Origin of the sequence: Bradyrhizobium sp. CSA112, assembly GCF_029051645.1 — a bacterium.
Lineage (GTDB): Bacteria > Pseudomonadota > Alphaproteobacteria > Rhizobiales > Xanthobacteraceae > Bradyrhizobium.
The window spans coordinates 1-18,895 of sequence record NZ_JAACFS010000031.1; the positions used below are offsets into that span (position 1 = coordinate 1).

General features: G+C 64.1%; 17 protein-coding genes. 13 read left to right on the forward strand and 4 right to left on the reverse strand.

Features of this window, described 5'->3' with window-relative positions; genetic code table 11:
* Nucleotides 1–138: 138 nt before the first annotated feature.
* The 9 genes from GWE18_RS32305 (at nucleotide 139) to GWE18_RS32345 (ending at nucleotide 9,896) form a co-directional block, all read left to right on the forward strand.
* A complete protein-coding gene (locus tag GWE18_RS32305; RefSeq protein ID WP_275189747.1) occupies nucleotides 139–1,095 on the forward strand; it encodes an aminoglycoside 3'-phosphotransferase/choline kinase family protein in 957 nt (318 codons plus the stop codon).
* 240 nt (nucleotides 1,096–1,335) lie between these two features.
* Nucleotides 1,336–2,958, forward strand: a complete 1,623-nt coding sequence (locus GWE18_RS32310) for an ABC transporter substrate-binding protein (RefSeq protein ID WP_275189748.1) — start codon at nucleotides 1,336–1,338, stop codon at nucleotides 2,956–2,958.
* A 258-nt stretch (nucleotides 2,959–3,216) separates the two neighbouring features.
* A complete protein-coding gene (locus GWE18_RS32315) occupies nucleotides 3,217–4,230 on the forward strand; it encodes an ABC transporter permease (RefSeq protein ID WP_275189749.1) in 1,014 nt (337 codons plus the stop codon).
* A gap of 9 nt (nucleotides 4,231–4,239) precedes the next feature.
* Nucleotides 4,240–5,139, forward strand: a complete 900-nt coding sequence (locus GWE18_RS32320) for an ABC transporter permease (RefSeq protein WP_275189750.1) — start codon at nucleotides 4,240–4,242, stop codon at nucleotides 5,137–5,139.
* Between the two features lie 109 nt (nucleotides 5,140–5,248).
* Nucleotides 5,249–7,048: an ABC transporter ATP-binding protein gene (locus tag GWE18_RS32325; protein WP_275189751.1), complete on the forward strand. Its 1,800-nt coding sequence runs from the start codon at nucleotides 5,249–5,251 to the stop codon at nucleotides 7,046–7,048.
* 98 nt (nucleotides 7,049–7,146) lie between these two features.
* Nucleotides 7,147–7,332, forward strand: coding sequence for a DUF4089 domain-containing protein (locus tag GWE18_RS32330; RefSeq protein WP_275189752.1), 186 nt, complete (start codon nucleotides 7,147–7,149; stop codon nucleotides 7,330–7,332).
* Nucleotides 7,333–7,339: 7 nt separating this feature from the next.
* Nucleotides 7,340–8,749, forward strand: coding sequence for an AtzE family amidohydrolase (locus GWE18_RS32335; protein ID WP_275189753.1), 1,410 nt, complete (start codon nucleotides 7,340–7,342; stop codon nucleotides 8,747–8,749).
* Nucleotides 8,750–8,751: 2 nt separating this feature from the next.
* Nucleotides 8,752–9,165, forward strand: a complete 414-nt coding sequence (hpxZ, locus tag GWE18_RS32340; RefSeq protein WP_275189754.1) for an oxalurate catabolism protein HpxZ — start codon at nucleotides 8,752–8,754, stop codon at nucleotides 9,163–9,165.
* Nucleotides 9,162–9,896: a GntR family transcriptional regulator gene (locus GWE18_RS32345; protein WP_275189755.1), complete on the forward strand. Its 735-nt coding sequence runs from the start codon at nucleotides 9,162–9,164 to the stop codon at nucleotides 9,894–9,896. The genes hpxZ and GWE18_RS32345 overlap by 4 nt, the downstream gene beginning before the upstream one ends.
* Before the next feature lie 93 nt (nucleotides 9,897–9,989).
* Here GWE18_RS32345 and atzF read toward each other — a convergent pair whose 3' ends face one another.
* Complete coding sequence (gene atzF / locus GWE18_RS32350) at nucleotides 9,990–11,798, reverse strand: allophanate hydrolase (RefSeq protein ID WP_275189756.1); 1,809 nt, start codon at nucleotides 11,796–11,798, stop codon at nucleotides 9,990–9,992.
* A gap of 207 nt (nucleotides 11,799–12,005) precedes the next feature.
* Nucleotides 12,006–12,524, reverse strand: coding sequence for a MarR family winged helix-turn-helix transcriptional regulator (locus GWE18_RS32355; protein WP_275189757.1), 519 nt, complete (start codon nucleotides 12,522–12,524; stop codon nucleotides 12,006–12,008).
* A gap of 168 nt (nucleotides 12,525–12,692) precedes the next feature.
* Between GWE18_RS32355 and GWE18_RS32360 the strand changes: the two genes are divergently transcribed.
* Complete coding sequence (locus GWE18_RS32360) at nucleotides 12,693–14,543, forward strand: feruloyl-CoA synthase (RefSeq protein ID WP_275189758.1); 1,851 nt, start codon at nucleotides 12,693–12,695, stop codon at nucleotides 14,541–14,543.
* Between the two features lie 4 nt (nucleotides 14,544–14,547).
* Here the strand turns inward: GWE18_RS32360 and GWE18_RS32365 are convergent, their stop codons facing one another.
* Entirely contained in the window at nucleotides 14,548–15,075 is a 528-nt protein-coding gene (locus tag GWE18_RS32365) for a MarR family winged helix-turn-helix transcriptional regulator (protein WP_275189759.1), read from the reverse strand.
* A 135-nt stretch (nucleotides 15,076–15,210) separates the two neighbouring features.
* Here GWE18_RS32365 and GWE18_RS32370 point away from each other — a divergent pair, with 135 nt between their 5' ends.
* Entirely contained in the window at nucleotides 15,211–16,410 is a 1,200-nt protein-coding gene (locus GWE18_RS32370) for an ABC transporter substrate-binding protein (RefSeq protein ID WP_275189827.1), read from the forward strand.
* Nucleotides 16,411–16,666: 256 nt separating this feature from the next.
* Here the strand turns inward: GWE18_RS32370 and GWE18_RS32375 are convergent, their stop codons facing one another.
* Nucleotides 16,667–17,197 (reverse strand): MarR family transcriptional regulator, encoded by a 531-nt coding sequence (locus GWE18_RS32375; protein ID WP_275189760.1) that lies wholly within the window; start codon nucleotides 17,195–17,197, stop codon nucleotides 16,667–16,669.
* An 80-nt stretch (nucleotides 17,198–17,277) separates the two neighbouring features.
* Between GWE18_RS32375 and GWE18_RS32380 the strand changes: the two genes are divergently transcribed.
* Both GWE18_RS32380 and GWE18_RS32385 read left to right on the forward strand, forming a co-directional pair.
* On the forward strand, nucleotides 17,278–18,513 hold the full coding sequence (locus tag GWE18_RS32380; RefSeq protein ID WP_275189761.1) for a cytochrome P450: 1,236 nt from the start codon (nucleotides 17,278–17,280) through the stop codon (nucleotides 18,511–18,513).
* A gap of 10 nt (nucleotides 18,514–18,523) precedes the next feature.
* Nucleotides 18,524–18,847 carry a 2Fe-2S iron-sulfur cluster-binding protein gene (locus GWE18_RS32385; protein ID WP_275189762.1) on the forward strand — a complete coding sequence of 108 codons (324 nt, stop codon included), beginning with the start codon at nucleotides 18,524–18,526 and terminating at the stop codon, nucleotides 18,845–18,847.
* The last annotated feature ends 48 nt before the right edge of the window (nucleotides 18,848–18,895 follow it).

The following is an 18,895-nucleotide window of genomic DNA, read 5'->3' on the forward strand; positions in this document are numbered from 1 at the left end:
CCGTAACACCATCCATGTGAGGGACGACCGCCCGCCTTCCAAGCAAGCCGCGCGAAGCGCGCATTCAACAGCGCCGTAGCAAGCGCGGCTTGCTTGGAGGGCAGACCGGGCCCGTTACCCCATCTACACATGGAGCCAATGGTGCCATCACTGCCGACACTCACGGACTACGAGGCATTCCGCCCCTGGCGCGCCGATCCGGCGCAATGGCTGCCGATCGCGCGCGATATTGCCCGCGGCCACGGCCTGACATGCCCGGCGCCGCACATTTTCTCCACCGGCACCAATCTCGTCCTTGCCCTTGACAAAAAGCTCATCCTGAAGATCTTCCCGCCATTTCTTCGCGGCCAATTCGTCTCAGAACGAAGCGCACTCGCGCAGCTCCACGGAAGGCTTCGTGTCGCGATCCCCGAAATCGTCGTCGAAGGCGAGCGCGACGGATGGCCCTATCTCGTCATCACGCGGCTGCCGGGTGTGCTCGGCGCGGACGCATGGCCATCCTTGCCGGAACAGGACAAGGAGCGCGTCCTCGCAGAAATAGGCGAGACCATTGCGCAGGTGCAGCGCTTCCCCGTCGGCGCGCTGGCGCAGATCGAGCCGGGCTGGGACGTCTTCATGCGCGGACAGATCGAGGGATGCCGCGCCCGGCACGAGCGTCTCGGTTTGCCGCAGAAATTTCTGGATGGCATGGACGAACTCCTTCGCGATACGGCTGACACGCTGATCGCTGTAGAGGGGCCGCCGGTGATCCTGACCGGCGAATACATTCCGGAGAATTTTCCGCTGAGCCGCGGCCGTTCGGGTTGGCGGCTCGCCGGATTGATCGATTTCGGTGACGTGATGACGGGCAGGGGCGAGTACGACCTGCTGGGCCCGAGCGCCTTCATGACCGGCGGAATGCTGCGCCGCGTGCGGAGCCTGTTCGAGGGCTTCGGATATTCAAGCGCCGATATCAATCGCGACCTCAAACGGCGGCTAATGGCGTTGATGCTGCTTCATCGGGCGAGCGATCCAGTCAGGCATATCTGCATCGAGCGTTGGCAGGCGCGGGCCGGCGACCTGTTCGAGCTGCAGGATTTGCTTTGGCCGGTTTGAAGGAAGTCCGGAGGCCGCACAGCAAAGGAGCGAGCCAAATATCTGCATTAAAAATAGGCAAGTATGCATCTTTGTATGCAATGCTGATTTGCCGCTGCTGTCGATAATTCGCCGTCGGATTCCTATCGCCCCGATAGATCAGCGCCTTAGCGCCGCAGTAGCTTTCCCTTAAGGGTTGGCACGAACCTTGCGATTCCCGTTCCAAAGCCGTTTCCCCTCAAGGCGTTTGGAGCATCACCCATGAAGCGTCGCGATTTCCTCAAATCCGTGTCGGGGCTGGCGGCTGCCGGCGCGGTTACGCCGGCGCCGGCGATCTGGTCCGCCGCCAAGGCTGATGCGCGGTCGGAAACGCTGCTGATCGTTTCCGAAAGCGGCCCCAACAATCTCGACATTCACGGCGTCGGCACCAACGTGCCCGGCTACGAGGTGTCGTGGAATTGCTACGACCGGCTGATCAGCCACGAGATGAAGAGCGGTCCCGGCGGCGTGCCGTATTACGACCGCGACAAGTTCAAGCCCGAACTCGCCGAAGACATGAATGTCGGCGAGATGTCGGTCACCTTCAAACTGAAGAAGAACGCAAAATTCCACGACGGCGCGCCGGTCACGGCCAGGGACGTCAAGTGGTCGCTCGATCGCGCCGTCAGCGTCGGCGGTTTTCCGACGTTCCAGATGGGCGCGGGCTCCTTGACCAAGACCGAGCAGTTCGTCGTCGTCGACGACAACACGGTGCGGATCGATTTCGCCAAGAAGGACCGCCTCACCATTCCGGATCTCGCGGTCATCGTGCCCTGCATCGTCAATTCGGAGCTGGTGAAGAAGAGCGCCACCGAGAAGGATCCGTGGGGCCTCGAATACACCAAGCAGCAGACCGCGGGCTCCGGCGCCTACAAGGTCACAAAGTGGACGGCCGGCACCGAAGTCGTCATGGAGCGCAACGACGCGTGGGTCGGCGGTCCCTTGCCGAAGGTCAAGCGCATAGTCTGGCGCATGGTGCCGCAGGCCGGCAACCGGCGCGCATTGCTGGAACGCGGCGATGCCGACATCTCCTACGATCTGCCGAACAAGGATTTCGTCGAGCTGAAGGACAACGGCAAGCTCAACATCGTCTCGGTGCCGTATTCCAACGGCGTCCAGTATATCGGCATGAACGTCAAGATCGCGCCGTTCGACAACCCCAAGGTTCGCGAGGCCGTCGCTTGCGCGATCCCCTACCAGAAGATCATGGACGCGGTGCTGTTCGGCCTGGCCAAGCCGATGTTCGGCGCCGCTGCCGACAAGGCGACCGAAGTGGCGTGGCCGCAGCCGACCAAATACGTCACCGACATCGCGAAGGCCAAGGCATTGCTGGCGGAAGCCGGGCATCCCAACGGTTTCGAGACCACGCTGTCGTTCGACCTCGGCTTTGCCGGCGTCAACGAACCGCTCTGCGTGCTGGTGCAGGAGTCGCTCGCGCAAATCGGCATCAAGACCACCATCGACAAGATTCCCGGCGCCAACTGGCGCACCGAACTCAACAAGAAGGTGCTGCCGCTCTACACCAACGTGTTCTCCGGCTGGCTCGACTATCCCGAATACTTTTTCATCTGGTGCTACGACGGCAAGAATTCGATCTTCAACACCATGAGCTACCAGTCGAAGGCGATGGACGAGTTCATCCACGGCGCCGTCGACGCCGCAGCGGTCGGCAACGCTGCCAAGTACGATACCGACGTAAAGGGCTTCGTCGATCTCGCCTTCAAGGACATCCCGCGCATTCCGCTGTATCAGCCCTACGTCAACGTCGCGATGCAGAAGAACGTGTCGGGCTATCAGTACTGGTTCCACCGCCGGCTCGATTACCGCACGCTGGTGAAGGCGTGATGTGATGATCGCTGAGTGCGGCGCATCGGCGTGTATTGGTTTGCTCCGCATTGGTGGGGCGGGCGCCGCTCTCTCTTCGCTCAGTGAGGGGCGCGCTGCTCTGTCACTCCCTCCCCCCTTGCGGGGGAGGGGCGGGGAGAGGGGTAGCGACAACGGCGGTGCGCGTGGCTTACCCCTCTCCCCAGCCCTCCCCCGCAAGGGGGGAGGGAGCCGAGCTGCGCATGTGGCAGCAGCTTCTTTCATCACGGGGAGAGCGCCATGCTGACCATGATCAGCAAGCGGCTGATGTTTGCGATCCCGTCGCTGATCGGGGTCGTCATCGTCACATTCCTGCTGACGCGCGCGCTGCCCGGTGACCCCGCCGCCTATTTCGCCGGGCCCGCGGCGAGCAAGGAAGCCATCGAGCAGATCCGCAAGAAGCTCGGCCTCGACAAGCCGCTGATCGAGCAGTTCTTCCGCTACACCAGCGATCTCGCACATGGCGATTTCGGCAACTCGCTGACGACAGGCCAGCCGGTCGCCACCGAAATCCGCAACCGCCTGCCGGCGTCCGCCGAACTAACGCTGCTTGGCCTCGTCGTTTCGGTCATGATCGCGATCCCGCTCGGTGTGCTGGCGGCAACGCGCCCGGGCTCGTGGATCGACCATCTCTGCCGCGTCACCACGACGGCCGGCGTATCGCTGCCGGTGTTCTTTACTGGCCTGGTGCTGGTTTACGTCTTCTATTTCAGGCTCGGCTGGTCGCCGGCGCCGCTCGGGCGGCTCGACGTGTTCTACAGCGCGCCGCCGCACGTGACCGGCTTTTACCTGATCGACGCCCTGATCGCGCGTGACTTCGAGACGTTTCGTTCCGCGCTGAGCCAGTTGATCCTGCCGGCGTCGACGCTGGCGGTATTCTCGCTCGCGCCGATCGCGCGCATGACGCGGGCCTCGATGCTGGCGGTGTTGGCTTCCGACTTCGTGCGCACTGCGCGCGCCAGCGGCCTTTCACCTTCGACCGTGATCGTGACCTACGCGTTTCGCAATGCGATGCTGCCGGTCATCACGACACTCAGCATGGTGTTCTCGTTCCTGCTGGGCGCCAATGTACTGGTCGAAAAAGTGTTCGCCTGGCCCGGCATCGGTTCCTACGCGGTGGAAGCGCTGATCTCGTCGGACTTCGCGCCGGTGCAAGGCTTCGTGCTGACCATGGCGGTCATGTACGTGCTGCTCAATCTGATCATCGATATTCTCTACGGCGTGATCGATCCGCGAGTCCGGCTGGAAGGGTGAGGTTGGAAAATGAGTAGCGTTGCGCCTGCCGTTGAACCCACTGCGCCCGCGCGGACCTCGGGACTGGCTGCGATCCTTGAACATATCAGCTACGTGCTCGGCGAGAACAGAGTCACGGCCTTCGCCTTCGGGCTTTTGGTCGTCATCCTGTTCGCCGCGATCTTCGGCCCCTATATCGTGCCCTACGATCCGCTTGCCAGCGATACCGCCGCGGCGCTGAAGCCGCCATCGGCGGCGCACTGGTTCGGCACCGATCAGTTGGGCCGCGATATTTTCAGCCGCGTCATCGTCGCCACCCGGCTCGATACCTTCATCGCGGTCGCCTCGGTGGTGCTGGTATTCCTGATGGGCGGGCTCGCCGGCATCGCCGCCGGCTATTTCGGCGGCTGGACCGACCGCATCGTCGGGCGCATCGCCGACACCATCATGGCGTTTCCGCTGTTCGTGCTGGCAATGGGCATCGTCGCGGCGCTCGGCAATACCGTGCAGAACATCATCATCGCGACCGCGATCGTGAATTTTCCGCTCTATGCGCGCGTCGCCCGTGCCGAGGCCAATGTCCGCCGCAACGCCGGTTTCGTGCAGGCGGCGCGGCTGTCGGGCAACGGCGAAATGCGGATTCTGCTCGTGCATATCCTGCCCAACATCATGCCGATCATGATCGTGCAGATGTCGCTGACCATGGGTTACGCCATTCTCAACGCCGCCGGTCTCTCCTTCATCGGGCTCGGCGTGCGGCCGCCCACGGCGGAATGGGGCATCATGGTCGCGGAAGGCGCAGGCTTCATGGTGTCGGGCGAATGGTGGATCGCGCTGTTCCCGGGGCTCGCGCTGATGATCGCGGTGTTCTGCTTCAATCTGCTCGGCGACGGCCTGCGCGACATCGTCGATCCGCAGCGGAGGACGTGATGGCTGATTCAAGCTTTGCTCGGCTCGGTCCCCGCAGGGGGAATGCGACAGGGGGGTTGACCGTTCTACTTTGCATGGGGTTGTTTTCGAGATTTTTGCGGAGGTCGTCATGACGGCCCAGCCTCTTCTCGACGTCCACGACCTCACCGTCGAATTCACCACCCGGCGCGGCATCGTCAAGGCGGTACAGCACGTCAATATCTCCGTCGCCAAGGGCGAGACGCTCGGCATCGTCGGCGAATCCGGCTCCGGCAAGTCGGTGACATCCTATGCCGTGATGCGGATCCTCGACCGCGCCGGCAGGATCGCCGAGGGCTCGGTGATGTTTTCCGGCATCGACGTCAAGGCCGCGACCGAAAACGAGATGCGCGATTTGCGCGGCCGGGAAATCTCGATGGTCTTCCAGAACCCGCGCGCCGCGCTCAATCCGATCCGCAAGGTCGGCGACCAGATCGAGGACGTGCTGCGCCAGCACGTCCAGAGCGCAGCCAGCGACCGCGGCGAGAAGGCGATCGAGGCGCTGGAGCAGGTCAAGATCGCGCGTCCCCGCGAGCGCTATCACGCCTATCCGTTCGAACTGTCCGGCGGCATGTGCCAGCGTGTCGTGATCGCGCTGGCGCTGGCCTGCAATCCGCAGCTCCTGATCGCGGACGAGCCGACCACCGGCCTCGACGTCACCACGCAGAAGGCGGTGATGGATTTGATCGTGGAGCTGACGAAGCGCCGGCACATGTCGACGATCCTGATCACGCACGATCTAGGCCTCGCCGCCGCCTATTGTGATCGCGTGGTGGTGATGGAGAAGGGCCGAGTGGTGGAGACCGCGAAGTCGGCGGATATTTTTGCGAAGCCCGAACACGCCTATACCAAGAGGCTGATGCGTGCCACGCCGCGGCTTGGTGTTTCGTTGCGGGATTTGCTGCCGGAGGAGGAGGCGGTCTTCGCCTCTCCCCGCACGCGGGGAGAGGCCGACGCGCGCAGCGCGGCGGGTGAGGGGCTGTCTCCGCAGACCGCGCTCGCGGAGAGAGCCCCTCACCCCGACCCTCTCCCCGTGAAGGACGGGGAGAGGGAGCAGAGGCCCCTCCTCCTCGTCGAGAAGCTCGTCAAGGAATATCCGCGCCAGGGCGCGAGCGCGGTGCTGTCAAAACTGTTCTCCCGCAAGCCGCCGGTCGAAGCGGAAGTGTTCCGCGCGGTGGACGGCATCAGCTTCACGGTCGGCCATGGCGAGAGCGTTGGCCTGGTCGGTGAATCCGGCTGCGGCAAGTCCACGACGTCGATGATGGTGATGCGGCTATTGGATCAGACCTCCGGGCGCATCCTGTTCGACGGCGAGGAGATCGGCGCCATCATGCCGCAGGCGTTTGCGCGACTACCCCTGCGCAAGAGCATCCAGATGGTATTCCAGGACCCGACCGACAGCCTAAACCCGCGCTTCACCGCCGCACGCGCCATTGCCGATCCGCTTATGCAGCTCGGCGACATCAAGGGGCGCGACGCGCTGCGCGCCCGATGCGAGAAACTCGCTGGCCTGGTTGGCCTTCCCGTCGACCTGCTCGATCGTTTCCCGCACCAATTATCCGGCGGCCAGAAGGCCCGCGTCGGCATCGCGCGCGCGATTGCGCTGCATCCGAAGCTTGTGATTCTTGACGAGCCGACCGCGGCGCTCGACGTCTCCGTGCAGGCTGTCGTGCTCAATCTCTTGGAGGATCTCAAGCAATCGATGGGCATGAGCTATTTGTTCGTGTCGCATGATCTGAATGTGGTGCGTTTGCTGTGCGATCGTGTCATCGTGATGCGCAGTGGGCGAATCGTCGAGCAAGGCTCCTCCGAACGCGTGCTCGGCGATCCGCAGGATGCCTACACAAAGGAATTGCTGACGGCGATCCCGCATCCGCCGTTGCCGATCTAGCTGTCATGCCCCGCGAAGGCGGGGCATCCAGTACCCACTGATGCTGGTGTTTACTGGATCGCCCGCCTGCGCGGGCGACGACAAGAAGGGAGAGTACAGTGACTGTTGAAAAATCACTGGATAGTTACATCGACGCCGTCGCCACGGCATTGTCGCTGCCGGTCGAGGAAGCCTGGCGCCCTGCGGTGCGCGCGAACCTCGAAGTATCGCTAAGGCTGGCGCGGCTGATCGATGAATTCCCGCTGCCGGATGAAACCGAGCCTGCCAGCATCTACACCGCCTGATAGCGCCATGACCGTGAACACTGACGGACTGTCTGCCCAACAGATCGCGCAAGCGGTAATCGACCGCAAGCTTTCCGCCCTCGATGCAACCGAGGCCGCGCTGGCGCGGATCGTTGCGCGCGATAGCGTGCTGAATTCCTTTACCGACATCACCGCGGATCGTGCTCGTGCCACGGCCAAAGCGATCGATGCCAAGATCGACGCCGGCCAGAACGCCGGCCCGCTCGCCGGCGTTCCGTTCGCGGTGAAGAACCTGTTCGACGTGAAAGGCCTCGCCACCCGCGCCGGATCTAAGATCAACCGCGACCTCGCGCTGTCGTCGCGCGACGCCACGCTGATCGAGCGGATGGAGGCGGCCGGCGCCGTGCTGATCGGCGCGCTCAACATGGGCGAATACGCCTATGATTTCACCGGCGAGAATGTCCATGACGGCCCGTCGCGTAATCCGCACGATCCGACACGGATGAGCGGCGGCTCCTCCGGCGGCTCGGGCAGCGCGGTCGGCGGTGCGCTGGTTCCGATCGCGCTCGGATCCGACACCAACGGATCGATCCGGGTGCCGTCGTCGTTCTGCGGCGTCTTTGGCCTCAAGCCGACCTATGGGCGGCTGTCGCGGGCTCGCTCGTTTCCCTTTGTCGCAAGCCTCGATCATCTCGGTCCGTTCGCGCGCCATGTCAGCGATCTCGCGCTGGCCTATGACGCCATGCAGGGGGCTGACGCCGATGACGCGGCCTGCTCAACACGCCCGGTCGAACCGGTCACGTCGGTGCTGGCCGAGGGCATCGACGGCCTGCGGGTCGCGGTCGCCGGTGGATACTTCCAGCAGAACGTCTTCCCGGAAGCGGTCGAAGCCGTTTCGCGCGTCGCCAAGGCGCTTGATGCGAAGACGACGGTCGAGATTCCCGAGGCCGCGCGCGCCCGCGCCGCGGCTTACGTGATCACGACGACCGAGGGCGCTTCGCTGCATCTCGATCGCCTGCGCAAGCGCCCGAACGATTTCGATCCGGCGGTGCGTGACCGCCTGATTGCCGGCGCCATGGTCCCGGCGCCCTTGGTCGACCGCGCGCAAAAATTCCGCCGCTGGTATCGGGCGAAAGTGCTGGAACTGTTCAAGTCGGTGGACGTCATCATCGCGCCTGCCACGCCCTGCGTCGCGCCGAAACTGGGGCAGGTAAACTTTGTGCTCGACGGCGTCGAACTGCCGGTGCGCGCCAATATCGGCATCCACACCCAGCCGATTTCGTTCATCGGCCTGCCGGTGGTTGCAGTGCCGGTGCCGCTGGAGCCGATGCCGATCGGCGTGCAGATCATTGCTGCACCGTGGCGGGAGGATATTGCGCTGCGCGTCGCGCACGCGCTGGAGCAGATGGGCGTTGCTGCAGCGCCGCCGCCAAGGGGCCTATCAAGGGGACTATGACGATGCAGATAGATCTTCCCGATGTACTGGCCGAAGTGACTGCGCAGTTCGCGCGGTACGAAAAGGCGCTGGTGTCGAACGACGTGGCGGTGCTCGATGAATTGTTCCGCAACGATCCCCGAACGCTGCGCTACGGTATCGCTGAAAATCTCTACGGCTATGACGCAATCATGGCGTTCCGCGCCGCGCGCTCGCCGGCCGGGCTGATGCGGCGGACCGACAAGACCGTGATCACGACCTATGGCCGGGATACCGCAGTCGCCTCGACGCTGTTCTATCGTGAGGGCGCACCGGGCAGGGTGGGGCGGCAGATGCAGACCTGGATCCGATTCCCCGAAGGTTGGCGGATTGTCGCCGCGCATGTCAGCATCATCGACGAGCCCAAATCTTCCCAGCACATGGATCAAACGACATGAGCCTGGATGATCCTGCCGCCCGCGCACCGCAGCCCGGCGCCGAATCCGGGACGGTGGTTCGCCGTGTCGATCGCCCGTCGACATCGCGCGACAAGGTCACGCGCGCGGAGGAACTGCGGCTGCAGCTTGCCGACGAGATCGTGCGCGGCGTACTGCCGCCCGGCTCGGCGCTCGATGAGACCGACATCGCGCGGCGCTTTTCCGTCTCGCGCACGCCAGTCCGTGAGGCGTTGCGTCAGCTCGTGGCGAGCGGCCTGGTCGAGGCCCGCGCCCATCGCGGCGCCGTGGTGGCGCAGCCTTCGCTGGACCGTTTGACTGAAATGTTCGAGGCGATGGCCGAGCTGGAAGCGTTGTGCGCGGGGCTCGCCGCCGAGCGGATGCCGCCAGCGGACCGCCAGAAGCTCGAAGCAATCCACGAGGAATTGCGGGTGCTCAGCCATGCCGGCAATCCCGAGCGCTTTCACGAGGTCAACGAACGTTTCCACAACGCGATCTATGCCGGCTCGCAGAATGGCTACATCGCCGAAATGACGCTGGCGACGCGGGTCCGGGTGCAGCCGTTCCGCCGCGCCCAGTTCCGCAATTTGGGACGTCTCGCAAAATCGCATGCCGAGCATGACCGCGTCGTGGTCGCGATCATGCGCGGCGACAAGGCCGGCGCGGCCGCCGCCATGCGCGCCCATATCGAACTGGTGCGCGGGGAGTATGAAATTTACGCGGTGTCGGTGTAGGCCTCCGTCATTGCGAGGAGCGAAGCGACGAAGCAATCCATCTTTCCGCGCGTGCGGAGAGATGGATTGCTTCGCTTCGCTCGCAATGACGGCTTACACCCCCACCTTCTCCGCCATGAACGCGCGCCAGCCGCCGTAAACCGAAATATCGCGCGCGCCGTTGATCGCAGCGGGTTCGACGACAAAGCCCTTCACGCCTCTGCCGTCGGCGAGCCGGATCGTGCCGATGCCGAGCGGCGGCGGGATTGCGGCGACGAACTTGCCGAAGGCTGCCGCCGACAGCGTCCATAGCTCCAGCTTGATCGCGCTTCCCGCGCCGGCGTCCACGCGCAGCATGCCGGGCTTCGGCGGCGTGGTGTCGAGCGCGTAGAGCTTGTAATCAGGCGCGGTCGTCGTCGCCTCGAGCAGGCGTGCGCCGAGCGCCTGCAGTTCGCCGTTGAGCGCCATGCCGGAGAGATGCGCGCCGACCACGGCGACGGTGATTTCGTCGGCGCCGGCTGCCGCCGGCAGCGAAGCGAGCGGTGGCTGCGTCAGGCCCTTGGCTCCCATTTTCAGTTTGGTGTCGGCATGAAACACCCGTCCGATACTGGCAAGCTGCGCGTCGCGTCCGGCGGGCGCCAGCAGCGTGATGCCGAACGGGATGCCGTCGGCGCGCATGGCGGCCGGCAGCGCGAGGCCGCAGAGGTCGAGCAGGTTGACGAAATTGGTGTAGGTGCCGAGCCGGCTGTTGAGCTCGATCGGATTGGCCAGCACCTGCGCGGTCGAATAGGCGGTCGGCGCCGTCGGCAGCACCATCGCATCGAAATTGGCAAAGCTGCGCTCGGCGACGCGCCGCAGCGCCTGCAGCCGATAAAGCGAGGCAAAGGTGTCGGCGGCGGTCAGCCGCGCGCCGGCAGCTGTAATCTCGCGTGTCACCGGATGAATCGAATCCGGCGAGGACGCCAGCAGATCGCGGATGACAAGATATCGCTCTGCGACCCACGGGCCCTCGTAGAGCAGCCGCGCGGTCTCATAAAACGGTTCGAGATCGAATTCGATCAGCGTGGCGCCGAGCTGTGTCCAGCGCTCAAGCGCCTCGCCATAGGCGTTCTCCGAGGCGCGGTCGCCGAAGAAGATCAATTGGCCGTTGCGCGGCACACCCAGCCGGAGCTTTTCGGGAAACGCGGACACTGCTCCTAGCGGCCGGTCGCGCGAATACGGATCGGCGCCGTCGGGGCCGGCCATCGCCGTCAGCGCGGTCATCGCATCGTCGACGGTGAATGAGAACACCGAAATGCAGTCCAGCGTCCGGCAGGCCGGGACGAGCCCGGCATTGGAGATCAGCCCGAGGCTCGGCTTCAGCCCGACGATGTTGTTGAGCATCGCCGGCACGCGGCCGCTTCCTGCGGTGTCCGTGCCGAGTGCGAGCGGCACCAGGCCCGCGGAAACCGCGACCGCCGAGCCCGAACTCGATCCGCCCGGAACGAGATCGCTGCGGACCGGATTGACGGGAATGCCATAGGGCGAGCGGACGCCAACCAGGCCGGTCGCGAACTGGTCGAGATTGGTCTTGCCGATGATGATGGCGCCGGCCGCGCGCAGTTTTGCTGCCGCCGTCGAATCCTGAGCCGGGTCGTAGGAAAAGGCCGGACAGGCCGCCGTGGTCGCCATGCCCTTCACGTCGATGTTGTCCTTGACGGCAACGGGGACGCCGAGAAGCGGAAGCGCGTTCGCATCCTTCGCGGCCAGCGCTTCGGCCTCAGCCAGCGCATCGTTTTCATCGCGCAGGCTGATGAACACGGCGGGATCGTTATGGGCGCGGATGCGCTGATAGCAGCGGGCTACGGTTTGCGCCGGGGTCATGGTCGCGGCGCGGTGCGCGGCGACAATGGCGGCAACGGTTTCAGGCGCGTCAGACCCCATGGCGGACAAAACTCCAGCGAGCGTAGGTTAGCCGGACTAAAGCAAGCGATGTGCCATTGTGTACAATGGCTCGGTCGGGTCGACCCTTGAGGATAGATACTTACTTTCAGATGCTTATGACGAAAGTGCGGATGCTTTGCGAGCCCGTCACGGCTGAGTTATGCACAAAATTTAGGCGACGAGACCTCGGGCGAGGCGGGACCTCAATCACGTGAACGCAGACAGGATCTGCAGCAGCTTCTCCCGGTTCTCCTTGCCGATCTTCTCTGCCACATGGCGCTCATGTTCGGCGGCGAGCCGCCTGAACTGCGCCAGTGCTGTCCTGCCGCGCGCGGTCAGATGCAACGCGTGCGAACGCCGGTCGGTGGCCGATCTGACGCGGCTGACGAGATCGCGCTGTTCGAGACTGTCCAACAGATGCACCAGCCGGGCGCGCTCGATCCCGAGCCGTTTGGCCACCGCCATCTGGCTCAGCCCCGGGTTCGCGCCGATCACCGTCATGACGGAGTACTGCGTCGGGCGGATATCGACGGCGCCGAGCGTGCGAATAAAATCTTGAAAAATCCAGATCTGGAAGCGCCGCACCGCATACCCGGCGTGGCCGGCCAGCGCGTCGAGGCCGATGTCGAGATCGCCGGCATCGGGGCGTGAACCGCCATTGCCGGCCCGCTTCCGGCCACGAGGCGCCGGCGTCTCTGCTCGCGATTTGGCCGCCCGGTTCGACACGTGGATACTCTCCGTCATCATGTTCCTTCTAACGCGTCGCGGCTCTAAGGGGAAGATTGTTGTTGACGACAACAATTGTTGTGCTCAACATTAGCGCAAGCAGCCCTTTGAACTGCAGGCCGGCATGACGCACGGCGATCCCGAACGGTTCGGGTGAGGAGGAAACCCATGACCATCGCCGCCACCAGCGGTGACCTGTTCGCGACACCCGCGATCGTCGCCGACCGCCGCGCCGACGGCAGCATCCTTGTGAAATCGACCGTGCCGCTGCAGCAGAGCGCGCGTTGCATCGGCGACTGGCTGGAGCATTGGGCGCGGCAGGCGCCGGACCGGATCTTTCTCGCCGACCGCGCCAGCACCGATTCGCCATGGACAACCGTCACCTACAGGGACGCCCTGCAGCAGGTGCGCTCGGCAGCCACCTGGATACTCGCGCAAGGGTTAAGCGCCGAGCGTCCGTTGGTGATCCTGTCCGACAACAGCGTCGAGCATGCGTTGTTCGCGCTCGCCGCCCAGCATGTCGGCGTGCCGTCGGCCGCGATCTCGCCGGCCTATTCGCTGATGTCGAAGGACTTCGACAAGCTCAAGAGCATGGTTGAGCTGCTCGGGCCCGGTGCGATCTATGTGTCCGCCGCCAAGCCGTTTGCCGCGGCACTGGCTGCGATCAAGCCGCTGCATTCGGCTACGATCGTCAGCGGCAGCGCGGACGACAGTGAGGCGATCTCTTTCCGCGCCATCGCGGCAACGCCCGAAACGCCCGACGTCGAAAAGGCATTTGCCGCGATCACACCTGACACGATCGCAAAATTTCTCTTCACCTCGGGCTCGACAGGCACGCCGAAGGCCGTCATCAACACCCAGCGCATGCTGACCTCGAGCCAGCAGGCCAAGGCGCAGACCTGGACGTTCCTCGAGAATATCGGCGGGGGCCTTGTGATCCTCGACTGGCTGCCGTGGAGCCATACCTTCGGCGCCAACCACAATTTCAATCTGGTGCTGCGCAACGGCGGCACGCTCTATGTCGACGGCGGCAAGCCGGCGCCCGGGCTGTTCGCGACTTCGCTGGCGAATCTCCGCAGCGTGATGCCGACGGTCTATTTCAACGTGCCGCGCGGCTTCGACATGTTGATTGCGGCGCTACGTGGCGACGAAGAGTTGCGGCGCAAATTCTTCAGCGAAGTCAAATTCGCCTTCTATGCCGGCGCTGCGCTACCGCAAAATCTCTGGGATGCTCTGGAAGAGCTCTCGGTCAAGACCGTCGGCCGCGCGATGCCGATGGTGTCGGCCTGGGGCTCGACCGAGACATCGCCGCTCGCGACCGACTGCCATTTCCAGGCCAGACGCTCCGGCAATATCGGCGTGCCGATTCCGGGGACCGAATTGAAGCTGGTGCCCTCGGGCGACAAGCTGGAGGTCCGCGTGCGCGGTCCGAACGTCACGCCCGGCTACTGGAAGGCGCCCGAATTGACCGCGCAGGCGTTCGATGCCGAAGGGTTCTATCTGATCGGCGATGCCGTGACCTTTGCCGATCCGGCGCGCCCCGAACTTGGATTGTTCTTCGACGGACGTGTCGCCGAAGACTTCAAGCTCAATTCCGGCACCTGGGTCAGCGTCGGAACCTTGCGCGTCGCCGGCATCGCCGCGCTGGCGCCGCTGGCACAGGATATCGTGGTCACCGGCCACGGCAGCGACGAGGTTCGCTTCCTGGTATTTCCGAATATTGCGGCCTGCCGTGCACATGCCGGCTTGCCCGACAGCGCCGACGTGAAAGATGTGATTGGCCACGACAAGGTTCGCACAGCGATCGCGCAGGGGCTTGCGAACCTAAAGGCGCAAAGCGGCAACTCGTCCGGTCACGCAACGCGCGCGCTGCTGCTGGCCGAACCCGCGTCCGTCGACGGCGGCGAGATCACCGACAAGGGCTATATCAACCAGCGTGCGGTGCTGACGCAGCGCGCGAGCGCAGTGGCAACGCTGGATGACGACGCCTCGGCCAAATGGATCGGCTGCGCCGGCTGAAATACTAGGCGCGTCGGGATGCCGTGTGCTTGTGCGCCTCGACCAGCCGCACCAGCATCTGGAGAAATGCCGTCTGCTCGCTCTTGCTGAGCACGGAAAGCGTCTGGGCATTAAAGCTCTCACCAAGCCGGCTGGCCTCGTCAGCGCGCCTCTCGCCCGCCACGCTGAGGCTGAGCTCGACCGCGCGCTTGTCCCGCGCGGATCGCTTCCGCTTCAAGACGCCGGTCTCCTCCATCCGTGACAGGATTTTCACGAGGTTGGGGAGCTGCATCTTCAACACACCGGCGAGTTCGCTCTGCGTCACCGTCTTGTTGTCCCGCACCGTAACCAGGATGGCGTATTCGAGCGGCGAGAGCTTCAGCGATTCGAAATACGGATAGAACGCCTCGAAATTCTGCAACTGCAGGATCCGGATCATGAATCCCGGGGTCTGCTGTAGCGCGGTGAGATCGAGTTTTCGCGCCGAGTCCGGCTCGGCCGGTCTGGCCGCTCCGTTGCCGTTGCTCGTCGAAATTTTTCCGATTCTTTCCATGGGCAAAAGCTCGCACGGCATCACCTGAATTGACAATCCTCAAAATGCTTATAAATTATAAGCAATTTAGAATGGTCACTAAGACCGCCTTTTCCACACAGGAGGGAACGCATGCGACAGATTTTTCGTACAGCAATGCTTGTTGCTGCGCTCGGCGGCATGTTTATCGGCGCCGCCCGAGGCCAAGCCCAAGCCCAGGACCGCGTCCGGATCGGCGTGCTTAACGACCAATCGGGCGTATTTTCGACCTATCAGGGCATAGGCTCGGTCATTTCAGCACAAATGGCCGTGGAGGATTATGGCGGCAAGGCAGCCGGCAAGCCCGTGGACGTCATCACCGCCGATCACCAGAACAAGACCGACGTTGGGGTGGGCATCGCGCGCCGCTGGTACGACACCGAAAGCATCGACGCCATCTTCGATCTGCCGAATTCCGCGATCGCGCTCGCGGTCGCCAATATGAGCGAGCAGAAGAACAAGGTCTTCATCGGCTCGGGCGCTGGCACGGCGCTTCTCACCGGCGAGAAATGCACGCCGAATACCGTGCACTGGACCTACGACACCTATGCCTATGGCCGCGGCCTCGGCAAGGCCGTGGTCGCCCAGGGCGGCAAGAAATGGTTCTTCCTGACCGCTGACTATGCCTTCGGCCATGATCTGGAGAAGCAGGCGGCCGAAGGCGTCAAGGCATCCGGCGGCGAAGTGCTCGGCGCCGTGCGCCACCCGCTCGGCACCGCCGACTACGCCTCGTTCCTGCTGCAAGCGCAGGCCTCGGGCGCCGATATCGTCGGCGTGGCGAATGCCGGCGATGACACCATCACCTCGATCAAGCAGGCGGCGGAATTTGGCTTGACCCGGAAGCAGAAGCTGGTCGGTTTGATCCTCGGCATGAACGGTATTCCCGCGCTCGGCCTGAAGGCCGCGCAGGGCGCGCAGATCATGAATCCGTTCTACTGGGATTTGAACGATGGCACGCGCGCCTTCGCCAAGCGGTTCGCCCAACGTCATCCGCAGAACAATTATCCCAATGACATGCAGGCCGGCGTCTATGCGTCGGTGCTGCATTATCTGAAAGCCGTCGACAAAGCCGGCGGCGCCGCCGACGGCAAGGCCGTGGTGTCAGCGATGAAGGCGATGCCGACCGACGATCCGCTGTTCGGCAAGGGGATTATCCGCAGCGACGGACGCAAGATTCACCCGTTCTACCTGCTCGAGGTCAAGAAGCCCGACGAATCCACGTCGAAATGGGATCTGCTGAAGGTCGTTGCTACGATTCCGGGAGATCAGGCGTTTCGTCCCGAGAGCGAAGGCAACTGCCCGCTGGTCAAGAAATGACCTGACTAGCGGCGGTCGGTGGGAACCGGCCGCCGTCGAAAATCAGTCTTCGATCCTTGCCGTATATGTTGCCAAGGCAACTAATTTATGCGAGCTTGTTTTCATAACGCGGCCGATCCCAGAGCACAGAGATTGCCGGGCCGCGAGGGAGAAACGGATGTTCGGGCGTGTCGGATCGTCGCGACACAGCGCGGTGCCGCGTATGCAGCGCCATGGCGGAAGCGTCGTTTGGCACGGCGCCGCCAGTGCGGCTCGTTCAAGCCCGATCGTCGACTTCGCCCGCGCCTTTCACGGCGTCGAGATTGCCGTGTACCCGCAGCAGCAGCCCAATCAGGGTCTCGCGTTCCGGCTTGCTCAGGCAGGAAAGCAGGCGGCGTTCGCGTTCGAGCGCGACCGCGATGACCTGGTCGTGGGTGGAATATCCTTTCGCGGTCAGCGAGATCGAATGGGTGCGTCCATCCTGCCGGTCGGCCCTGATGCTGACCAGTCCGCGCTCCTCCATTGCTGCCAAGGTCCGGCTGACCGGCCCCTTGTCGAAACCGATCACATGGCAGATGCGGGCCGCCGAAATTTCCGGCTCGATCGCGAGCAGCGACAGGATCCGCCATTCCGTGACGTTGACCCCGAAACGCTTCTGATAGACCACCGTCGCGCTGCGCGACAATTTGTTGGCGATGAAGGTGATGAGCGCCGGAACGTAACGGTCGAGGTCGAGCACCTGTTCGGCCCGTCCGCTTCTGCCTGCCGCGCCCGCGCGGGGGGCGCGCGCCTGTCTGTTCCTGCTCATGCTCTTCCGAAGCTGCTCCAGCGGACCAGACATAGAGACAGCGTGCACCGCTCTGCAAGAACATTATGCAGGAGACTCACATGAGCGCGACCTCCCGGACAGACCACGTAGCCTCGGCGCAGGGCGCGCCGGCCGGCGTCCCGAGCCTGGACGTGGATCCGTTCTCGGCCGAGTTTTTCGAGGATCCGCACCCGATCCACCAAGTCCTCCGCGAGGCCGGGCCGCTGGTCTGGCTCGACAAATGGGGCGTCTATGGCGTAGCCCGTTATGCAGAGGTGCATGCCGTTCTCAACGATCCCCTGACCTTCTGTTCGAGCCGCGGCGTGGGCTTGAGCGATTTTGCCAAGGAAAAGCCGTGGCGCCCGCAAAGCATCATCCTCGAGGCGGACCCGCCGGCGCATACCAGGACGCGCGCGGTGCTCGCCCAAGTGCTGTCGCCGACGGCGATGAAAGGGGTCCGCGAACATTTCACGGCGATGGCCGCCGCCAAGGTCGACGAGCTACTGGCGCGCCGGAGTTTTGACGCGGTCGCCGATCTTGCGGAGGCCTATCCGCTTTCGGTCTTTCCCGATGCGATGGGCCTGAAGCAGGAGGGGCGGGAGAACCTGCTGCCTTACGCGAGCCTGGTGTTCAACGCGTTCGGACCGCCGAACCAGTTGCGCCAGGAGGCGATCGAGCGCTCCGCGCCCCATCAGGCCTATGTCGCCGCGCAGTGCCAGCGCGAAAATCTTGCGCCCGGCGGCTTCGGCGCCTGCATCCATGCGCGCGCCGACGCCGGCGACATCACGGCGGACGAGGCGCCGCTGCTGGTGCGCTCGCTGCTTTCGGCAGGCCTGGATACCACCGTCAACGGCATCGGCGCCGCAATCTATTGCCTGGCGCGCTTTCCCGATCAGCTCGCGCGGCTGCGCGGCGATCCGACGCTGGCGCGCAATGCCTTCGAAGAGGCGATCCGCTACGAAAGCCCGGTGCAGACCTTCTTCCGCACCACGACGCGAGAGGTCGAACTCGCGGGACATCGCATCGGTGAAGGCGAGAAGGTTCTGATGTTCCTCGGCGCGGCCAACCGCGATCCGCGGCGCTGGGAGAATCCCGACAGCTATGACGTCACCCGCCGCACCTCCGGCCATGTCGGGTTTGGCTCGGGCATCCACATGTGCGTCGGCCAGCTTCTGGCGCGTGTGGAAGGCGAGGTGATGCTGGCGGCGATCGCACGCAAGGTTGCGGCCATCGAGATCACCGGCCCGGTCAAGCGCCGCTACAACAACACGCTGCGCGGCCTCGAAAGCCTCCCCATCACCATTTCTCCGGCCTGACGGACCGCAAATGCCAAGCATCATCTTCATCCATCCAGACGGCCGCCGGCAGCAGATCGAGGCGAGCGTTGACGAAAGCGCGATGCAGGCCGCGACGCGCCACGATCTCAGCGGAATCCTGGCGGAGTGCGGCGGCAACGCCATGTGCGCCACCTGCCATGTCTATGTCGATGAGGGCTGGCTCGCCCGTCTGCCGACGATGGGCGGCGATGAGGATGCGCTGCTGGACGGCGCCGCTGCCGAACGGCAGGCCAACAGCCGCCTGTCCTGCCAGATCAGGCTCGCCGCCGATCTCGACGGTTTGGTCCTTAGCCTGCCGGACCGGCAGACGTGACGGCATCATCGGCGGTCATCGCCTGCAACTGAAGTCAAACCTGGCGAA